The organism is Chitinophaga hostae (assembly GCF_018224885.1).
GTDB lineage: Bacteria > Bacteroidota > Bacteroidia > Chitinophagales > Chitinophagaceae > Chitinophaga > Chitinophaga hostae.
Window position 1 is genome coordinate 17,105 of sequence record NZ_JAGTXB010000010.1, and the last position, 16,855, is coordinate 33,959.

Annotated in this window: 14 protein-coding genes; 8 read left to right on the plus strand and 6 right to left on the minus strand. The window is 46.5% G+C overall.

Going from position 1 to position 16,855, the window contains the following annotated elements; translation table 11 throughout:
* Window positions 1–19 precede the first annotated feature (19 nt).
* Window positions 20–1,816, plus strand: coding sequence for an ABC transporter ATP-binding protein (locus KE626_RS19830; RefSeq protein WP_211974680.1), 1,797 nt, complete (start codon window positions 20–22; stop codon window positions 1,814–1,816).
* A 157-nt stretch (window positions 1,817–1,973) separates the two neighbouring features.
* Window positions 1,974–2,414, plus strand: a complete 441-nt coding sequence (locus KE626_RS19835) for a DUF3276 family protein (RefSeq protein ID WP_211974681.1) — start codon at window positions 1,974–1,976, stop codon at window positions 2,412–2,414.
* 277 nt (window positions 2,415–2,691) lie between these two features.
* Here the strand turns inward: KE626_RS19835 and pgi are convergent, their stop codons facing one another.
* A complete protein-coding gene (gene pgi, locus KE626_RS19840; RefSeq protein ID WP_211974682.1) occupies window positions 2,692–4,353 on the minus strand; it encodes a glucose-6-phosphate isomerase in 1,662 nt (553 codons plus the stop codon).
* 42 nt (window positions 4,354–4,395) lie between these two features.
* Complete coding sequence (locus KE626_RS19845) at window positions 4,396–5,199, minus strand: hypothetical protein (RefSeq protein ID WP_211974683.1); 804 nt, start codon at window positions 5,197–5,199, stop codon at window positions 4,396–4,398.
* A 135-nt stretch (window positions 5,200–5,334) separates the two neighbouring features.
* Between KE626_RS19845 and prfB the strand changes: the two genes are divergently transcribed.
* The 3 genes from prfB to KE626_RS19860 all read left to right on the plus strand — a co-directional run bounded on the left by prfB (window position 5,335) and on the right by KE626_RS19860 (window position 8,678).
* Window positions 5,335–6,430, plus strand: a protein-coding gene (gene prfB, locus KE626_RS19850) for a peptide chain release factor 2 (protein WP_211974684.1) whose coding sequence is annotated in 2 segments (ribosomal slippage) — window positions 5,335–5,394 and window positions 5,396–6,430 — 1,095 coding nt in all. Because the reading frame shifts where the segments join, the coding sequence is not laid out codon by codon here.
* 153 nt (window positions 6,431–6,583) lie between these two features.
* On the plus strand, window positions 6,584–8,215 hold the full coding sequence (pruA, locus tag KE626_RS19855) for an L-glutamate gamma-semialdehyde dehydrogenase (protein WP_211974685.1): 1,632 nt from the start codon (window positions 6,584–6,586) through the stop codon (window positions 8,213–8,215).
* An 88-nt stretch (window positions 8,216–8,303) separates the two neighbouring features.
* A complete protein-coding gene (locus KE626_RS19860; RefSeq protein ID WP_211974686.1) occupies window positions 8,304–8,678 on the plus strand; it encodes a hypothetical protein in 375 nt (124 codons plus the stop codon).
* 21 nt (window positions 8,679–8,699) lie between these two features.
* Here KE626_RS19860 and KE626_RS19865 read toward each other — a convergent pair whose 3' ends face one another.
* Window positions 8,700–9,218 (minus strand): peroxiredoxin, encoded by a 519-nt coding sequence (locus tag KE626_RS19865; RefSeq protein WP_249207589.1) that lies wholly within the window; start codon window positions 9,216–9,218, stop codon window positions 8,700–8,702.
* A gap of 157 nt (window positions 9,219–9,375) precedes the next feature.
* On the opposite strand from KE626_RS19865, the gene pyrR reads away from it, so the two are divergent.
* Entirely contained in the window at window positions 9,376–9,906 is a 531-nt protein-coding gene (pyrR, locus tag KE626_RS19870) for a bifunctional pyr operon transcriptional regulator/uracil phosphoribosyltransferase PyrR (RefSeq protein WP_211974687.1), read from the plus strand.
* A gap of 51 nt (window positions 9,907–9,957) precedes the next feature.
* Window positions 9,958–10,887, plus strand: a complete 930-nt coding sequence (locus tag KE626_RS19875) for an aspartate carbamoyltransferase catalytic subunit (protein ID WP_211974688.1) — start codon at window positions 9,958–9,960, stop codon at window positions 10,885–10,887.
* Window positions 10,888–10,974: 87 nt separating this feature from the next.
* Here KE626_RS19875 and KE626_RS19880 read toward each other — a convergent pair whose 3' ends face one another.
* The 3 genes from KE626_RS19880 to KE626_RS19890 form a co-directional block, all read right to left on the minus strand.
* Window positions 10,975–14,358 (minus strand): TonB-dependent receptor, encoded by a 3,384-nt coding sequence (locus tag KE626_RS19880; RefSeq protein ID WP_211974689.1) that lies wholly within the window; start codon window positions 14,356–14,358, stop codon window positions 10,975–10,977.
* A 21-nt stretch (window positions 14,359–14,379) separates the two neighbouring features.
* Window positions 14,380–15,357, minus strand: coding sequence for a FecR family protein (locus KE626_RS19885; protein ID WP_211974690.1), 978 nt, complete (start codon window positions 15,355–15,357; stop codon window positions 14,380–14,382).
* A 71-nt stretch (window positions 15,358–15,428) separates the two neighbouring features.
* A complete protein-coding gene (locus KE626_RS19890) occupies window positions 15,429–15,971 on the minus strand; it encodes an RNA polymerase sigma-70 factor (protein WP_211974691.1) in 543 nt (180 codons plus the stop codon).
* A 254-nt stretch (window positions 15,972–16,225) separates the two neighbouring features.
* Between KE626_RS19890 and KE626_RS19895 the strand changes: the two genes are divergently transcribed.
* Window positions 16,226–16,852, plus strand: coding sequence for a carboxypeptidase-like regulatory domain-containing protein (locus tag KE626_RS19895; RefSeq protein ID WP_211974692.1), 627 nt, complete (start codon window positions 16,226–16,228; stop codon window positions 16,850–16,852).
* Window positions 16,853–16,855 lie beyond the last annotated feature (3 nt).

Consider the following 16,855-nt stretch of genomic DNA (forward strand, 5'->3'; position numbering starts at 1 on the left):
GTTGGCAAATTGATGACCATTGAAACACCTTGCCGCACTCAATAAATATTTTCTTTCGAATAAATGGCGACTGATCCTGGGTTTGCTGTTTACCGCTATTTCCATTGTATTCAGCGTTTTTCAGCCTATCATGGTACGACAGATCTTCGATCTGCTTTCCCACAACATCGATGAGTACAGGTTGTTGAATAATACTTCGCTGAAAGGGGTATTCCGGGCCGACTTTACAAACGTGCTGGCGTTCTATGGCGTGAGTATTCTCCTTTTTGCACTGTTGAGTGGCTTCTTTCTCTTTCTGCAACGGCAAACACTTATTGTGATGAGCCGGCATATTGAGTTTGACCTGAAAAATGCAGTTTACCAGCACTATCAGAAACTGGATCTGAACTTTTTCAAGATGCATCGCACCGGTGATCTGATGAGCCGTATTACGGAAGACGTATCACGGGTACGCATGTACGTAGGACCGGCTATTATGTATGCATCCCGCACCTTGTTTCTCATTGTGATCATTGTATACCTGATGCTGGAAGTAAATCCGTTACTTACCCTGTATACCTTATCACCACTGCCTTTGCTGGCGCTTACCATTTACTATGTAAACAGGATCATTCACCGCAAAAGTGAAAAAATTCAGGCACAGTTATCCAACATCACTTCCATCTCGCAGGAATCATATTCCGGTATCCGGGTAATTAAATCCTATATCCAGGAAGATGCCAGTGCGAAACATTTTGAAGAAGCCAGTGAAGCTTATAAAAACAGTTCTATCAGTCTTGCTAAAACAGATGCCCTGTTCCAGCCAACAATGGCGCTGATGATCGGTTTGAGTGTTATCCTTACCATCTTTATCGGTGGCATCCAGGTTATTCAAGGTAACATTACCGTAGGTAACCTGGCGGAGTTTGTGATTTATGTAAACATGCTGATGTTTCCATTCTTTTCCATCGGGATGGTAGCCTCTATGATACAGCGTGCCGCCGCCTCACAGCAACGTATAAACGAATTTTTACAACTGGAACCAGTCATAAAAGATGTGCCGAATGCCAAAACGGTAAAGCTGCAGGGAGGTGTTCGGCTGGATAATGTCACCTTTACCTATCCGCATACCGGTATTACTGCTATCAGCGACTTCAACCTGCATATTGCACCCGGGCAAAAAGTCGCCATCATCGGAAGAACAGGGTCGGGTAAAAGTACCCTGGCGCAATTACTGATCCGTATGTACGATCCCCAGGAAGGCAAGGTGATGGTAGACGACCAGGACATCCGTTTACTGGAACTTACTAATCTGCGCGGCCAGATCAGTTATGTGCCCCAGGATGTGTTCCTGTTTTCAGACAGTATTGCCAATAACATCCGCTTCGGCGATCCTGCCGCTAACCTGGAATCCGTGCGGACTGCAGCAAGGCAGGCCTCCGTGGAGAAAGATATACTCGGGTTTAAGGAAGGATTCGACACGGAAATAGGAGAGCGGGGTGTTACCCTCAGCGGTGGCCAGAAGCAGCGTATTTCCATCGCAAGGGCGCTTATCAAGGATCCGGACATCCTGATCTTCGACGATTGCCTCTCTGCCGTAGACGCACGTACGGAAAAGGAGATCATTGGCAACCTCTACGCCTATCTGAAAAATAAAACGGCTATTATCATTACCCACCGCATCTTTGCGTTGTTTGAGTTCGATAAGATTATCGTATTGGACGAAGGAAAAATAGTGGAAGAAGGTACGCATAATGATTTATTGTCATTGAATGGTTATTATGCAGAGTTGTATGCACGTCAGCAATCAGGAGATGATGAAAGCGTAACTGAGTAACAATCATGAGCTTGTATATGCGCTACGGCAGCCCGTTACACGCCGGTTTTATGATTTTTCAAAATCATTTAAAAATATTTTGATATTTGTAAAACAATAGTATATTTGTCTCTTATTGTAACAGGATTTGATTCGTTAACACTTAAATCTATCAACTGTGGCGTACGAAAACAACAATCAACAGGAAAGAAACAATGATAGCATCTTTTCTAAACGATTGAAAGCGGGCAAAAGAAGAACGTACTTCTTTGATGTAAAGACCACTCGGGGAAACGACTATTTTCTTACTATAACAGAAAGTAAGAAGCGTTTTAATGACAACGGTTATGACAGGCACAAAGTATTCCTGTACAAGGAGGACTTCAACAAGTTCCTGAACGCATTAACCGAAACCATCAACTATGTTAAGACTGAGTTGATGCCCGATTTCGACTTTGATGCCTACAACCATGATTATGTGCAGGAAGAACAGGACGAAACAGAAGCAGATGGATCTGAAGTGCGCGCTTCAGCCGCTGTGGAAGAAGTAGCAGTTCCTGTTGAGGCGTCAGTAGCCGCCCCGGCTTCACATAGCTCAGATGAGGTAGACAAATGGTAAGAACTTTTACTCAATTTTTTTACTTAAAATAATTGGCAACCCCCGGATTTCTCCGGGGGTTTTTTATTGCGCGGATTTTTTTCTTGCCCAGGATTAAACTGATTTCAATGATTTTAGGATTTTTTCTACTCTGATTTTAAAAGATTTGGGAAGATACAAGTGACATATTTGTCTCTGTCTTCTCAAATCTTTCAAAATCAAATTATAATCACAAAAAAAAATCCTAAAATCATTGAAATCAGTTTAATCCTGGGCAAGAAAAAAATCCGCGGCGATATTACATTCCCGGCGCCTTCATCGCCTTCCAGGCATTGATCAGGCCATTGGTACTGGCATCATGATTCAGCACCACCTCATTATTCTCCAGTTCCGGCAGTATTTTGCCCGCCAGTTGTTTACCCAGTTCCACCCCCCATTGATCAAAGCTGTAGATGTTCCAGATCACACCCTGTACAAAGATCTTATGTTCGTATAGGGCTATCAGTTCACCGAGTGAGCGCGGGTTGATTTCTTTCAGCAGGAAGGAGTTGGTAGGACGGTTACCGCTGAATATTTTTGATGGCTGTATCTTTGCTATTTCAGCTTCAGGTGTGCCTGCTTTTTCCAGCTCTGCACGTACTTCTTCCGCTGTTTTACCATTCATTAGCGCTTCTGTTTGTGCAAAGAAATTGGAGAGCAGTTTCACATGATGATCGCCGATCGGGTTATGACTGATCGCTGGTGCAATAAAATCGCAGGGGATCAGGTGTGTGCCCTGGTGAATGAGCTGGTAGAAAGCGTGTTGTCCGTTGGTACCAGGCTCGCCCCATACAATAGGCCCGGTTTCATAACTAACGTTATGGCCTGTACGATCTGCCGACTTACCATTGCTTTCCATATTGCCCTGCTGGAAGTAAGCAGCAAAGCGATGCATGTATTGATCATATACGAGGATAGCCTCCGTAGTACTGCCAAAGAAGTTGGTATACCACAGGCCAATCAGCGCCATGATCACCGGAATATTCTGTTCCAGCGGGGTGTCAGCAAAGTGCGTATCAACGGCATGGGCGCCATCCAGCAACTGCGTGAAGTTTTCAAAGCCAACGGTCAGTGCAATCGACAAGCCGATAGCGGACCACAGGGAATAACGGCCGCCTACCCAGTCCCAGAATTCAAACATGTTTTTCGGATCAATACCGAATGCAGTAACCGCTTTTTCGTTGGTAGACAGCGCCACGAAATGTTTGGCAACAAATTTTTCATCTTTCGCATACTCCAGGAACCAGTTACGTGCAGTATGTGCATTGGTCATGGTTTCCTGCGTGGTAAAGGTTTTCGACGCAATGAGAAACAGTGTTTCGTCCGGTGTTATTTTCTTCAGCGTTTCAGCAATATGGGTGCCGTCTACGTTGGAAACAAAATATGGCTGGATGTTGGGTTTCCAGTAGGGCTTTAATGCTTCGGTAACCATTACCGGGCCCAGATCCGAACCGCCGATACCGATGTTTACGATATAACGTATAGGCTTACCCGTATATCCTTTCCATTCCCCGGAATGTATTTGCCGGCAGATATGATCCATTTTATTCAGTACCGCTTTAACATCCGGCATCACATCGCGGCCGTCCAGCAACACCGGCTTGTCGGAGGTATTGCGCAGCGCAGTGTGCAGCACTGCGCGGTTTTCCGTTACATTGATTTTTTCAGCACCAAACATGGCCTTAATCGCAGCAGGTACGCCACATTCTTCCGCCAGGCCTAATAACAGGTTGCGGGTATCTTCGGTAATAATATTCTTGGAGTAGTCGAAAAGGATGTCCTCAAACCGCAGGGAGAATTCGCTGAAGCGTTCTCTGTTTTCCATAAACAAGGCACGCATGTGTACCTTTTTCATTTCTTCCGCGTGTTTCTTTAAAGCCTCCCATGATTTGGTGGCAGTTGGATTGATAGATGGAAACATAGTAGTATATATTAAATGCGCATCAAAAATAATCTTTTAGTATCAGGTTTTCTGCTTCCTGTATAATTGCCAGGAAATTGTGATGGCAATGATGCCAATGGCAATGATGCAGGCATGTACAATGGCATTCTCAGCGATCACGTCGGCGGCTTTTCTTTTCACGAGGATGCCATAAAATGCCCAGACACAAACCAGCGCATAGACAAGATTGTTACGCTGCAGGATCATCGCCATACTTGAAACCGTGCCCGCGCCAATCATCACCATAGTCCAGATCACCTGCTTATGAATGGTGCCTTCCCAACCCGCATATACCAGCAGGGTGGTGATATTGGCCAGTGTGGCAATAGCAATCCAACCCAGGTAAAGACTGAAAGGAAAATGAATAAATATTCTCTCCGGAAGCGTAGCCGGCGCAGTATTGATACCAAAGTTGATATGAATTGCCAGCAGGGATATCAGCAACATCAGCATAATCACCACACTTACGGGAATAAGACGATAGTGCCAGGCGAAAAGCCAGCAGGCATTGGCAACGGCGGAAATCAGGAACCAGTCTTTCATTTTCTGCATCATCCGCGATAATATCTCAGGTTGTTTATTGGAGAAAGCCAGCCAGAGCTGGTAAATAATAAATACCAGCAAAGAAAGATATATCAAACCCCATATCGAGAAGGTAAAACCGGCAGGAGCAAAAAGGTTGGGGTACTCTTCAGAAATTTGTGCAGTCGTTTTGCCGTTAATGGGAAGCATTACTGCCAGTACGTTTACGGCGATCATTATAATATATGCGAGGGTATTAAAAACAGATTTATTTTTAAAGTGGAGGGTTTCATGGCTGACCATAATAGATAGGTACTTTTTGTAATATTAGCGACATGGTTACCGCGTTATAACACAAATATTATGCTAAAATGAACAATGAAAACAAAGTTCGGAGACATTAGCAGATATCTGTATTTTTACATACATTTGCCAGCTATGACAGCTGAGCAACTTAAAGCTATGAGGGACCGTTTATATGTCCTGGGAGGTTTTCTTTAACGTACCTGACCGATTAGCAAAAATAGAAAATGATAAACAACTAAGCCTGGCGCCCGGATTCTGGGATGACAATGTCAGAGCGACTTCGATTCTGAAGGAAATTAAGGTAAACAAATATTGGGTTGACCTTTACGATCATGTAAACGCCGCTATCGATGATAGTGCGGTACTGAACGATTTTTTCAAAGAAGGAGAGGCTTCCGAGGAGGAGGTAGAACAAGCGTATGGTGCGGCGGTAGCAGCATTGGACGACCTGGAATTCAAATCTACCCTTAACCAGCCGGAAGATGAAATGCCTGCGGTACTCACCATTAACTCCGGTGCAGGCGGTACGGAAAGCCAGGATTGGGCCGAAATGCTGCTGCGGATGTATCGTATGTATGGAGAAAAACAAGGTTGGAAAGTATCAGAAATTGATACCCAGTATGGCGATGGCGCCGGCATCAAATCCGCAACACTGGAATTTGATGGCGACTTTGCATACGGCCACCTCAAAGCAGAAAGCGGTGTACACCGCCTGGTGCGTATTTCACCGTTCGACTCCAACGCACGCCGGCATACTTCCTTTGCTTCCGTATATGTGTACCCGTTAGTAGACAATACTATCGAAATCGCTGTAAACCCTGCTGACCTGGAATGGGAATTCTATCGTTCAGGAGGTAAAGGCGGACAGAACGTAAACAAGGTGGAAACTGCCGTGCGCTTAAAACACATCCCTTCAGGAATCATTATCGAATGCCAGCAGGCACGAACACAGGGAGAGAACCGCGAAAAGGCGCTCACCATGCTGAAATCACGCCTGTATGAAGAGGAGATCCGTAAACGGGAAGAGCTGAAAAACGCAGCCAACGCCAACAAACGCAAAATTGAGTGGGGTTCACAGATCAGATCATACGTATTCCATCCGTATAAGATGATCAAAGACCACCGGACCGATTTTGAAGTAGGTAACGTAGGACCTGTAATGGACGGCGACCTGAACGGGTTTGTAAAGGCATACCTGATGATGCAGAAAGAAGAGGACAATAATTAATAAGTATCGACTAATTATTAATAAGCGTGTAGGCGCCGTAACCGTTATTTTTGCAATTCCGAATTATTAATTACGAATGACGAACCGGATGTTCGCGAAGTTTCGTCATTCGTAGTTAATAATTGGTAATTCTTAATATTAAATCAGGTTACAATGAATACAGGATACTTTGAATACGCAGCGCCTGCCAATGAGCCTGTGTTGTCTTATGCACCCGGTTCCGCTGAGAGAATTGCACTCAAGAAACAATTAGCCGCATTTAAGGGAGAAGTAGCTGACATACCAATGTACATTGGTGGTCAGGAAGTCCGTACAGGAAAGACCGTAGATCTGCGCCCGCCGCATGAAATCAAACACAAATTAGGTCACTTCCATGTAGGCGACGCCTCTCATGTAAAATCCGCCATCGCTGCCGCACTCGAGGCCCGCGAAAAATGGGCAAATATGGACTGGGAACAACGCGCTGGCATCTTCCTGCGTGCCGCCGACCTCCTGGCCACCAAATACCGCTACCACATCAACGCAGCCACTATGCTGGGCCAAAGCAAAAATGCTTTCCAGGCCGAAATCGACAGCGCCTGCGAACTGATCGACTTCCTTCGTTATAATGTACACTTCCTGAGCGAAATATACCGTCAACAGCCGGTATGCGCCCCAGGTATCCATAACCGGGTAGAATACCGTCCGCTGGAAGGTTTTGTGCTCGCCGTAACACCATTTAATTTCACCGCCATTGCCGGTAATCTGCCAACATCTGCTGCCCTGTGCGGTAACGTGGTGGTATGGAAACCCGCCAACACCCAGGTATTTGCAGCGCAGATAATCATGAAGGTGCTGATAGAAGCAGGTCTGCCTGCCGGTGTTATCAACCTGGTATATGCAGGCGGTCCGCTGATCGGTGATATCTGCTTTGCAGATCCTCATTTCGCCGGTATCCACTTCACCGGCTCTACCGGTGTATTCCAGACTATGTGGAAAACCATCGGCGAAAACATACACAAATACAAAACTTATCCGCGCATCGTTGGCGAAACCGGTGGCAAGGATTTCGTACTGATTCACAAATCAGCCGATGTAGATATCGCCGTTACTGCCTTAGCCCGCGGCGCATTCGAATACCAGGGCCAGAAATGTTCTGCCGCCTCCCGCGCATACATACCAAGCAATCTTGCTGACAATATAAAATCAAAACTTGTTGCTGAATTGAAAACCATGAAAATGGGTACCACAGAAGATTTCAGCAACTTTATCAACGCCGTGATCGATGAACGTTCTTTTGATAAGATCGCCAGCTATATCGATAACGCCAAAAAGGATCCTGCAGCAAAGATCATTGCAGGCGGTAACTACAATAAATCAGAAGGTTATTTCATTGAACCAACTATTATTGAAACAACCGATCCGAAGTATATCACCATGTGCGAGGAAATTTTCGGCCCCGTGCTCACTATTCATGTGTATGAGGCAGATAAATTCGAAGAGATCATGCAGATCGTGGATACTACTTCCGAATACGCGCTGACTGGCGCGGTAATCGCACAGGACCGCTACGCAGTAGAACTGGCTACCCGCAAACTGGTGAACGCTGCCGGTAACTTCTATATCAACGACAAGCCAACCGGCGCCGTAGTAGGACAGCAGCCATTTGGCGGAGCCCGTGCTTCCGGTACCAACGATAAAGCCGGTTCTATGCTGAACCTCTACCGTTGGTTAAGCGCCAGAAGTATCAAAGAAACTTTTGTACCGGCTACCGATTACAGGTATCCGTTCCTGAAAGAAGCTTAGTAAATGTTCATGATTTATATCAGGGCGGTGGATCTATATCCATCGCCTTTTTTGTAACTTGCAGCCTCAATACTGAATCTCGGAAACTATGCAGGCAGATATTATCAAAACATACTTTACAGAACACCACAAACAACGCCGGGTAGCCGACCTGGAACAACGTCTCATCCAGGATGGTACACCGCCATCAGAAGCCAGCATCGCCGCCGCCAAAAGTTTTGATGAGTTTTTCAGTAAACAGATGCGTACCACCGGTGTAAAAGCCGGGATCTTTCTCGTAGTAGCCTTTATTATGCTGATCAGGGTGATTACCCTTACCAACCGCGAGGAAGGCAGCTTTATGCAGGTATCATTTTCCCTGGCGCTGGTAGCCTTCGCACTCGTGCGCGGACTGATCTGGGGCATACAGCTGTTTGCCCTGAAAGAAGAAATTAATACGTTTAAAGATTTAAGGAGATTATAGTATCTGCTGGTACCATTGACCCTACTGCATCTTCTGCAAGGCCGCCAGCGATTCCGTTACATGCTTTTCTCCGTCGCGCAGGGAGTTAAATTCATGCACTACCACACCCTTTCTATCTACAATATAAGTGACGCGACCGGGGATCACAAAGGTTTTCGGCACGCCAAATAATTTGCGTACTTCATTTTTAGGATCGCTGAGCAGGGTAAAAGGAAGGCGATGATGAGTCGCAAAGCTTTTATGGGAAGCCACATCATCTGAACTGATGCCAATCACCATTGCGCCGTATTTCTGAAAATCCTGGAATGAATCCCGGAAAGAACAGGCCTCTTTGGTACAAACACTGGTTTCATCCTTCGGATAGAAATAAATCACCAATGGCTGTTTGCCTAATACAGCAGTGATATCAAAAGTTTTTCCATCCTGATCCTGCAGCGAGAAAGCGGGTATTTTATCTCCTGTCTTAATTTGTGCCTGGGTGTCGGTGCCCCAGAGCTGGAAGAAAGCGGCCATAGCAATAATTGTCTTGATAAGGTGCATGCCTGTGTATTGATACCGCTAAAGTACGAAACAACAAAGAGAAGTACAGAAAAGATTGGCAGGCCGTAAATATTCCGTTGCTTATCAGGGTTTTCTAACAATCAGCTTTTTATCTGTTGCATTTAATCGTTATTTTTGGCCCCTAAAACGTTGTGTTTTGAAAACCATACTAAACGGCAGGCAGATGGCTATCACGATAGACAGGCTTTGTCACCAGTTGATAGAAAATCATTTACAATTTGAAAATACCGTGTTGATTGGCTTGCAGCCACGGGGTATTTACTTATCCGGAAGAATTCATCAAACCCTGTTGAAATTGGTGCCTGGCGCACATATCGATTATGGTAAACTGGATATCACTTTTTACCGGGATGATTTTAACCAGAGCAAAACTTTGCATGTGCCGAGTGAAACAAGTATTGATTTTTCCATAGAAAATAAAAAGGTAGTGTTGATAGATGACGTGTTGTATACAGGCCGTACCATTCGTTCGGCCCTGGATGCAATGCTGGATTTCGGCCGGCCTGCTTCTGTGGAGCTGCTTACGCTGATAGACCGACGTTTCAGCAGGCAGCTGCCTATTCAGCCCGACTATACCGGACGAACCATTGATGCCCTCATTTCCCAGAAAGTAAGGGTGTTATGGAACGAAAGAGATGGTAACGACGAAGTAATCCTAATTGACTAAAATGAATCCGGATTTCAGAATTCAGATTTCACCCTTTATATTTGCACATTAATGTCACTTTCTGTAAAACACTTACTCGGAATTCGCGATCTGCAGCGCCAGGATATAGAGCTTATTTTTCAAACAGCCGACCAGTTTAAAGAGGTTTTACAAAGGCCTATTAAAAAGGTTCCTACGCTACGCGATACAACAATTGTAAATTTATTTTTTGAGAACTCTACCCGCACCCGCATCTCTTTTGAGTTAGCGGAAAAGCGCCTGGGAGCCGATACCGTTAACTTTTCTGCCTCGGGATCATCGGTTTCCAAAGGTGAAACGCTGATAGACACGGTGAACAACATCCTGTCCATGAAAGTGGATATGGTGGTGATGCGGCACTCCGCCAGCGGCGCCCCGCATTTCCTGGCCAAGCACATCAACGTGCCTATCCTGAATGCAGGCGATGGTATCAACGAACATCCCACGCAGGCGCTGCTTGATGCCTTCTCCATCCGGGAAAGACTGGGCAGTGTGGAGGGGAAAAAGATCGCCATATGCGGCGATATTATGCACTCCAGGGTAGCCCTCTCCAATATCTACTGTCTCAAAAAACTGGGCGCAGAAGTAACCGTGGTAGGTCCGCCTACGCTGATCCCGAAATATATGGCCGCCGCACTGGGTGTAAATGTCAGCTACAGTATCCGTGAAGCCCTGGAATGGTGCGATGTAGCCAACGTATTACGTATCCAGCTGGAAAGGCAAAATACCCCCTTGTTCTCTTCACTGCGGGAATATTCCCTCGCTTACGGCGTAAACCGTGAACTGCTCGATAGCCTGAATAAAGAAATCGTCATCATGCACCCGGGACCTATCAACCGCGGTGTGGAAATAAATTCTGATGTGGCCGACTCAGGTCAGTCCATTATCCTCGACCAGGTAGAAAACGGAGTGGCTGTCCGCATGGCTGCACTGTATTTGCTGGCAGGAAAGAAAACAGAGTAGAATAGCTATTAGCTTTTAGCTTTTAGCAAAAATGCAGCGAAGAACATAATATGTTCAACTCGCTGCATTTTTGCTAAAAGCTAACAGCTAAAAGCTAATAGCTGCTCCAGCCGTATACGATCTGAAAAAAGGATATACGTTCCCGTTATAACCACCTGCCTGTTCAGGGTCATAATACTTGATCTTCATTTTTGTAGTTTCCCAGAGATCCTGTCCGGAGAAATAAATGCGCAGACTGGTGAGCCGGATCTGTTTCAGCCAGCGTGGCGGAATGGTATAACCCAGTTGGAGGTTTTTAAGCCGGATATAAGCGCCATTCATCACCCAATGCGACGAGGGTACCGTATTCTGTTCATCGTTCATATACAGACGGGGAAATAAGGCATTTGGATGATCGGGCGTCCAGTAGTCCTGGTTGATATCCCAGGGTTGCTGCCAGGTGCCCGTAAAGGGCAGGTTATAGCGGGGATCCGGCATTACCTTACGGTTGGCCACCCCCTGGAAGAAAACAGAAAAATCGAACCCTTTCCAGGCAAATCCGGCATCTATTCCGTAAGACAACTGCGGATCAGTGCTGCCCAGGTACACGAGGTCAGCCTTATCTATGTGATGGTCGCCATTGATATCTTTATAGCGCAGATCTCCTGGTCCGGTGGCCGCGGTTTGAAAAGGATGCTGCGCCACGTCAGCGGCGGTTTGGAAATAGCCGTCAGACAGGTATCCGAAAAGGGAAGAGTAGGGATAGCCGGCGATGCCCTGGTTCCATCCGGCCTGCGGAGCTACATCGTCGTTGCGCAGCACCTTATTCTGGCTATTGAACAAATTCGCGTTAATATACCAGGTAAATGGTCCCCGGTCGTCTCTCCAGCCGGCGTTGATTTCCCAGCCCCAGGTTTTCATTTCTCCCCGGTGAAAAGCAAGCGGCCAGGCGCCTTCTGTGGAAGCCGTCAACTGCGGGATCTGCATATCACGGTTCCGTTTTACAAAATAATCGGCCGCCAGCGTAAGTCGTCCGCGGAAAAGTGTGGCATCCCACCCGTAGTTATTTGTAGAGATATTTTCCCATCCTTTGGCCTGGATGACCGGATTTTTATAAACGAATGGCTGCTGACGCCAGTAGTTACCAAAGGTAAAGGTCTGCAGGCGCTCGTCGTTCGGTATATTGTTCCAGCTGTTTACATTGCCCAGCCGGCCCCAGGACCATCTTAATTTAAACTCATTGAAAAACGGCAACGCCCTGTTAAACCAGGTTTCATTGTTTAACCGCCATCCGGCAGAAAAAGAAGGGAACGCCTGCCATTGGGTTCCTCCTTCAAACGAAGTGCTGTATTGCGTTAAACGCGCACCGATCAGGTTCGCTTCCACGAGGTAGCGGTTATCATAATTATAATTCAGCTTGCCGAAAATTGATTGCAATGAACCGCTGGCCGCCAGTAACTGCGTATAGTCGGGGGCGTTAGTAAAGCTATTGTTGCTGATATCAGCAGGGGAGATGTGATAGGAAGCAGCGGTGTGCTGCGTGGTGTTATAGGTTTCCTGGGTATAACCGCCCAACAGATGGATATTGTGTTTTTCTCTTTTTACATCGTAATCTGCCAGCGCCTGTAGGTTCCCGCCTTTGGCTACGAGCTTGCTTTTTTGGAGCATGTTATCCGGCGGTACCAGTGCGGCAGTATCTACCCGGTTCCATAGCACAATGGTATTCCTGCCGAGATTATCCTGCAAGGTATGTCGCTGCGGACTGTAGATCAGGCGAAGCGTAAGACCTTTGGCAATGCTGTCTGCACGTAAGGTAAATACTGCATCCACATAATTATTTTTTTCGTCGCGCTCCCCGCCATCTGCCAGTACCGGGTAGGTAGGCGCGCCGCCATAGGCATAGTTGCTCGTGCTCGGCACATAAACAGGCACATTGCCTGGTCCCCGGAAAAGCCCGGCCAGCAAACCTTTCGGTCCTTCTACGGGTTGCGATGGAGAAAAGGTATTGGTTTGTGCGTACGACAACCGTGTTTCCAGGCTCACATGTTTACTGAAGCGATTGTTCATATTTACACGGGCGTTGACCCGCTGTGTTTTGTCTGGCCCAACGGCGAAAAGTCCTTGTCGCCCGAAATACCCCAGCGACGCGGAAAACTGGTTGGAGCTATCGCCGCCCTTCACGGAGATATTATAATTCTGTACACCTGTTTTGCTTTTGGTGAGCACGGGTATCGGATCAAAATTGTAATAGTATTTATAATAATCCGGTTGCTGATAGTCGATGGCGTAGTGATTACCAGACTGCATCAGCGCTATTTCAGCCGGATCCCAGCGTGGCGTTTTGCCTGCATTTCCGGCCGCGATATTTTCCATTTCAGCTGCTTTCCAGGAAGGTAACCGGTTAGGCAGGCGGATAGGGGTTTCAAAGCCGGCGAGGGTATTAAAATCAACTCTGAGCTTGCCTGGTTTGCCGGTCCGGGTAGTTACAAGCACTACGCCGCCCGCGCCCCGTGCGCCGTATATAGAGGCGGCGGCGGCATCTTTCAGGATGGAAACCGATTCAATGTCATCAGGGTTTAGTACGGCCAGTGAACCAGGCACGCCGTCTACAATAATGGGCGTGTTACCGGAGGCGGAACTAACACCTCTTACCTGTATATTAAAGCCTTCCCGGCCCGGCTGCCCGTTACTGCGGGTAACTACCAGCCCGGTGGCGGTGCCTTGTAAGGCGGCCATCACATTGGCTACTGGGCGGCTTCTCAGCCGTACGCCGTCTACCTGGGCAATAGCCCCGGTAATGTTGGCGCGTTTCTGCAATCCATATCCCAGTACAATCAGTTCATTGAGTTTACGAAGATCGGGTTGCAGCAATACAGAAAAACTCCTGCGTTCCCGCACAGCGATTTCCTTTGTCTCAAACCCGATCAGTGATACCTGCAGGGTCGCTTGCCCGCTGGCCACATCGAGTTTAAAGCTGCCGTCTTCTTTTGTGGCGGTGCCGTTAGTGCTGCCTTTTTCCCGGATAGATACGCCGCTGAGTGCCTGCATACCATCACTGACACTCCCGGTAACTGTCCATTTGTTGCTGTTAGTTTCTTTATCAGGGAGCGGCGGCAGGTTTGATGCAATGGCATTGAGCGGAATAACGATGATCTGCCCATCTTTTATTTCCACTTTATATTTAGTGGGAGGGAAGATGCTGGGCAGTACTTCCCGCAGCGGCGCATTGTGTACATGTAAGCTAACACCGTGGCGCGTCTCCAGTTCTTCGGAAGAAATAGCAAAAGTGTATTTGGTTTGTTTCTCTATTTCACGGATCACGGTTTTCAGGCTGGCATTATTAAACTGGAGGGAAACTCGTTTTGGAGGGGCAACAGGTTGTTGAGCCATTGCAACAGCATTGGCGAATACCAGGATAACAACGAAAATAAAATCAGGCACGCATCCAAACCTGGTATTGGAGCCACGCGCCTGTAGCATAAAATGCTGCATAAGCAAAAGGTCAGGCGCGTATTAGTAGATATCTACCAGGTCATTTTTATGAGTAACGTTAATCTGAAGGGTTTTTCTCATAATGTCCAGCACCTCATCCAGCGACATATTCGGGAAGGTAGCGAGCAGCTTTTTATCAGCCAGTTGCTGATTGCTGATCGTGATCTGTACATTATAAAAATCTTCCAATGCGTCTACCACCTCATTCAGTGGGGTATCATCAAAAGTCAGGGTCCGGGTTTTCCAGGCCAGGATGTTATTATTCTTTTTATGAATGCGGGTATCTATCGCATTGCCATTATGCTTCAGAGACGCTTCTACTCCCGGGGTAAGTATCACTTTTTTCTCGGTGCCTTTATAGGCGGCGCTTACCTTTCCTGACTGCACAAATACTTTTACGCCGCTGTTGGCGGCCTTTACATTAAAGGCGGTACCCAGTACCTGTACTTCTACTTCCGGCGCATTAACGATAAAAGGAAGGGCATCATTCTTTTTAACATCAAAAAATGCTTCTCCCTTATCTATTTTAACCAACCTGTTTGCTTTCCCAAATCCGCGGGCATAGCGCACCTGCGTATGCGCGTTCAGGTAAAGCATAGAACCATCCGGCAAACGCAGGCTATCCTGTTGCATGTCGGTAGCGTAGGTTTTATAGCCGCCAGGACCCATCCATGTCCAGGTACCTGCAATCAGCAGCACAGCGGCAGCTGCCCACCAGTATCTGCGGTTCATCTTCACAACACGGGTATTAACCAACGGAGCCGGCATAGCTACAGGAACCTTGTCCAGCATGGTATTGAGCTCCTGCCATTTTCCATCAGTATCAAAAGTGGAAGGGGCGGGGAGCGGATCGCCATGCCACATCGCTTTCATATCCAGGAAAATATCCAGGTTTCCAGCGTCCTGTTGCATCCATTCGTTGAGCTGCTGCTTGAACTGCTCATTCTCCGGATCCTCCAGGTAACGGACTACTATATCTATGTCGGTTTGATTATTCATGGCTACTTATTAGTAATACAACCAGGGAACGTTATACCATTAAGCGATAATAAAAAAAATTTTGGCCGCGGTCAGGACTTATTAATAAGGTCTACCCGTAATCGTTTTAATGCTGTGGTCAGATGGGCGTATACTGTATTAATAGATATATTTAATTGCTCGGCGATTTCAGCGGGAGACAAGCCTTTGAGGCGGCTCATTTCAAATACACGACGACATTGTTCAGGCAATTTCTCCAGCGCAGAACGGTAGTGCGCTTCCAGTTCTTTGTGCTCCAGCTGTGAATGATTGTCGGCTGCGGGATTTGCGCGATGCAGCTGCTCCTTGGCATATACTTCCTGCCGCTGTTCTTTTTTAATACGGTTTAAACAGGTATTCACCGTAGCTCTTGCCAGGTAATGGTTAATCGGGGCTCTTTCATCCAGGTTTTCCGCACCTTTCCACAAATTGAGGAAAACATCCTGTACCATATCATTCGCATCATCTTCGTTCTTTACATACTTCACGGCAATATTATACATAGAAGGGGCGAACTGTTTAAAAACAGCCTCAAATACATCTTTATTCCTGCTCCGGATGCCTTTTACTATTTCGTCGTTACTCAATTGCAACATGCTTTTGATCTTTTGTACTTGTTTCCGTAGTGCGAAGATAATTTTTAAAATTACTAATTACGAACGCTTACCTGTGAAGGCGCCGTAATTCTTTTTTTCACTTTAACATTTCTTTGACTAATGGTAAGTGAATTGTCGGATGTATTGTTATTATACGGCAGCCAACGATGAGGGCATATATCAAAAACCATGCACATTCATCAGAGCCGGATGAACTTATCATTAAACATTAACCATACAAAAAATTGAATGCCATGAAAAAATCAATTGTAGGAATGCTCGCATTAGCAACAATGGTAGTAGGAATGTCCGCTTTTAAAAGCGCCGACGTAGCCGCAGTTAAGTCTGTTGACAGCACCGCCGCAATGGTGGATTCAGTAGCAGGCGTTGACTCCCTTGTTCGCGCAGACTCAATGAAGTTCTATGGACTGGACTCTTTGCAGCACCTGGATTCTTTAACAAGTCTCGATTCTTTAAAAGGAACTGACTCATTAATGAGATTTGATTCTTTGCAACGCGTTGACTCTTTAACAAGTCTCGATTCTTTAAAAGGAACAGATTCATTAATGAGATTTGATTCTTTACAGCGTGTAGACTCATTACAGGGCCTGGATAGAGCAAAAAGTGTTGCCGTAGAAGGTGGTTCTATCACCGGTAAAATTGCACCGGCCGATGGCGCTGCTGAAGTAGAAGCAGACAACGGTACCGATAAACTGAAAGGTGCGGTATCACAGGGTGCATTTACGATCCCTGCTGCAAAAGCCGGTACTTATACAGTTACCGTGCTGGGTAAAAGCCCTTACAAAAATGCCGTGATTAAAGATGTAAAAGTGGAAGAAGGAAAGGCTACAGACCTGGGCGAAATCAAATTAGAGCAATAGTCT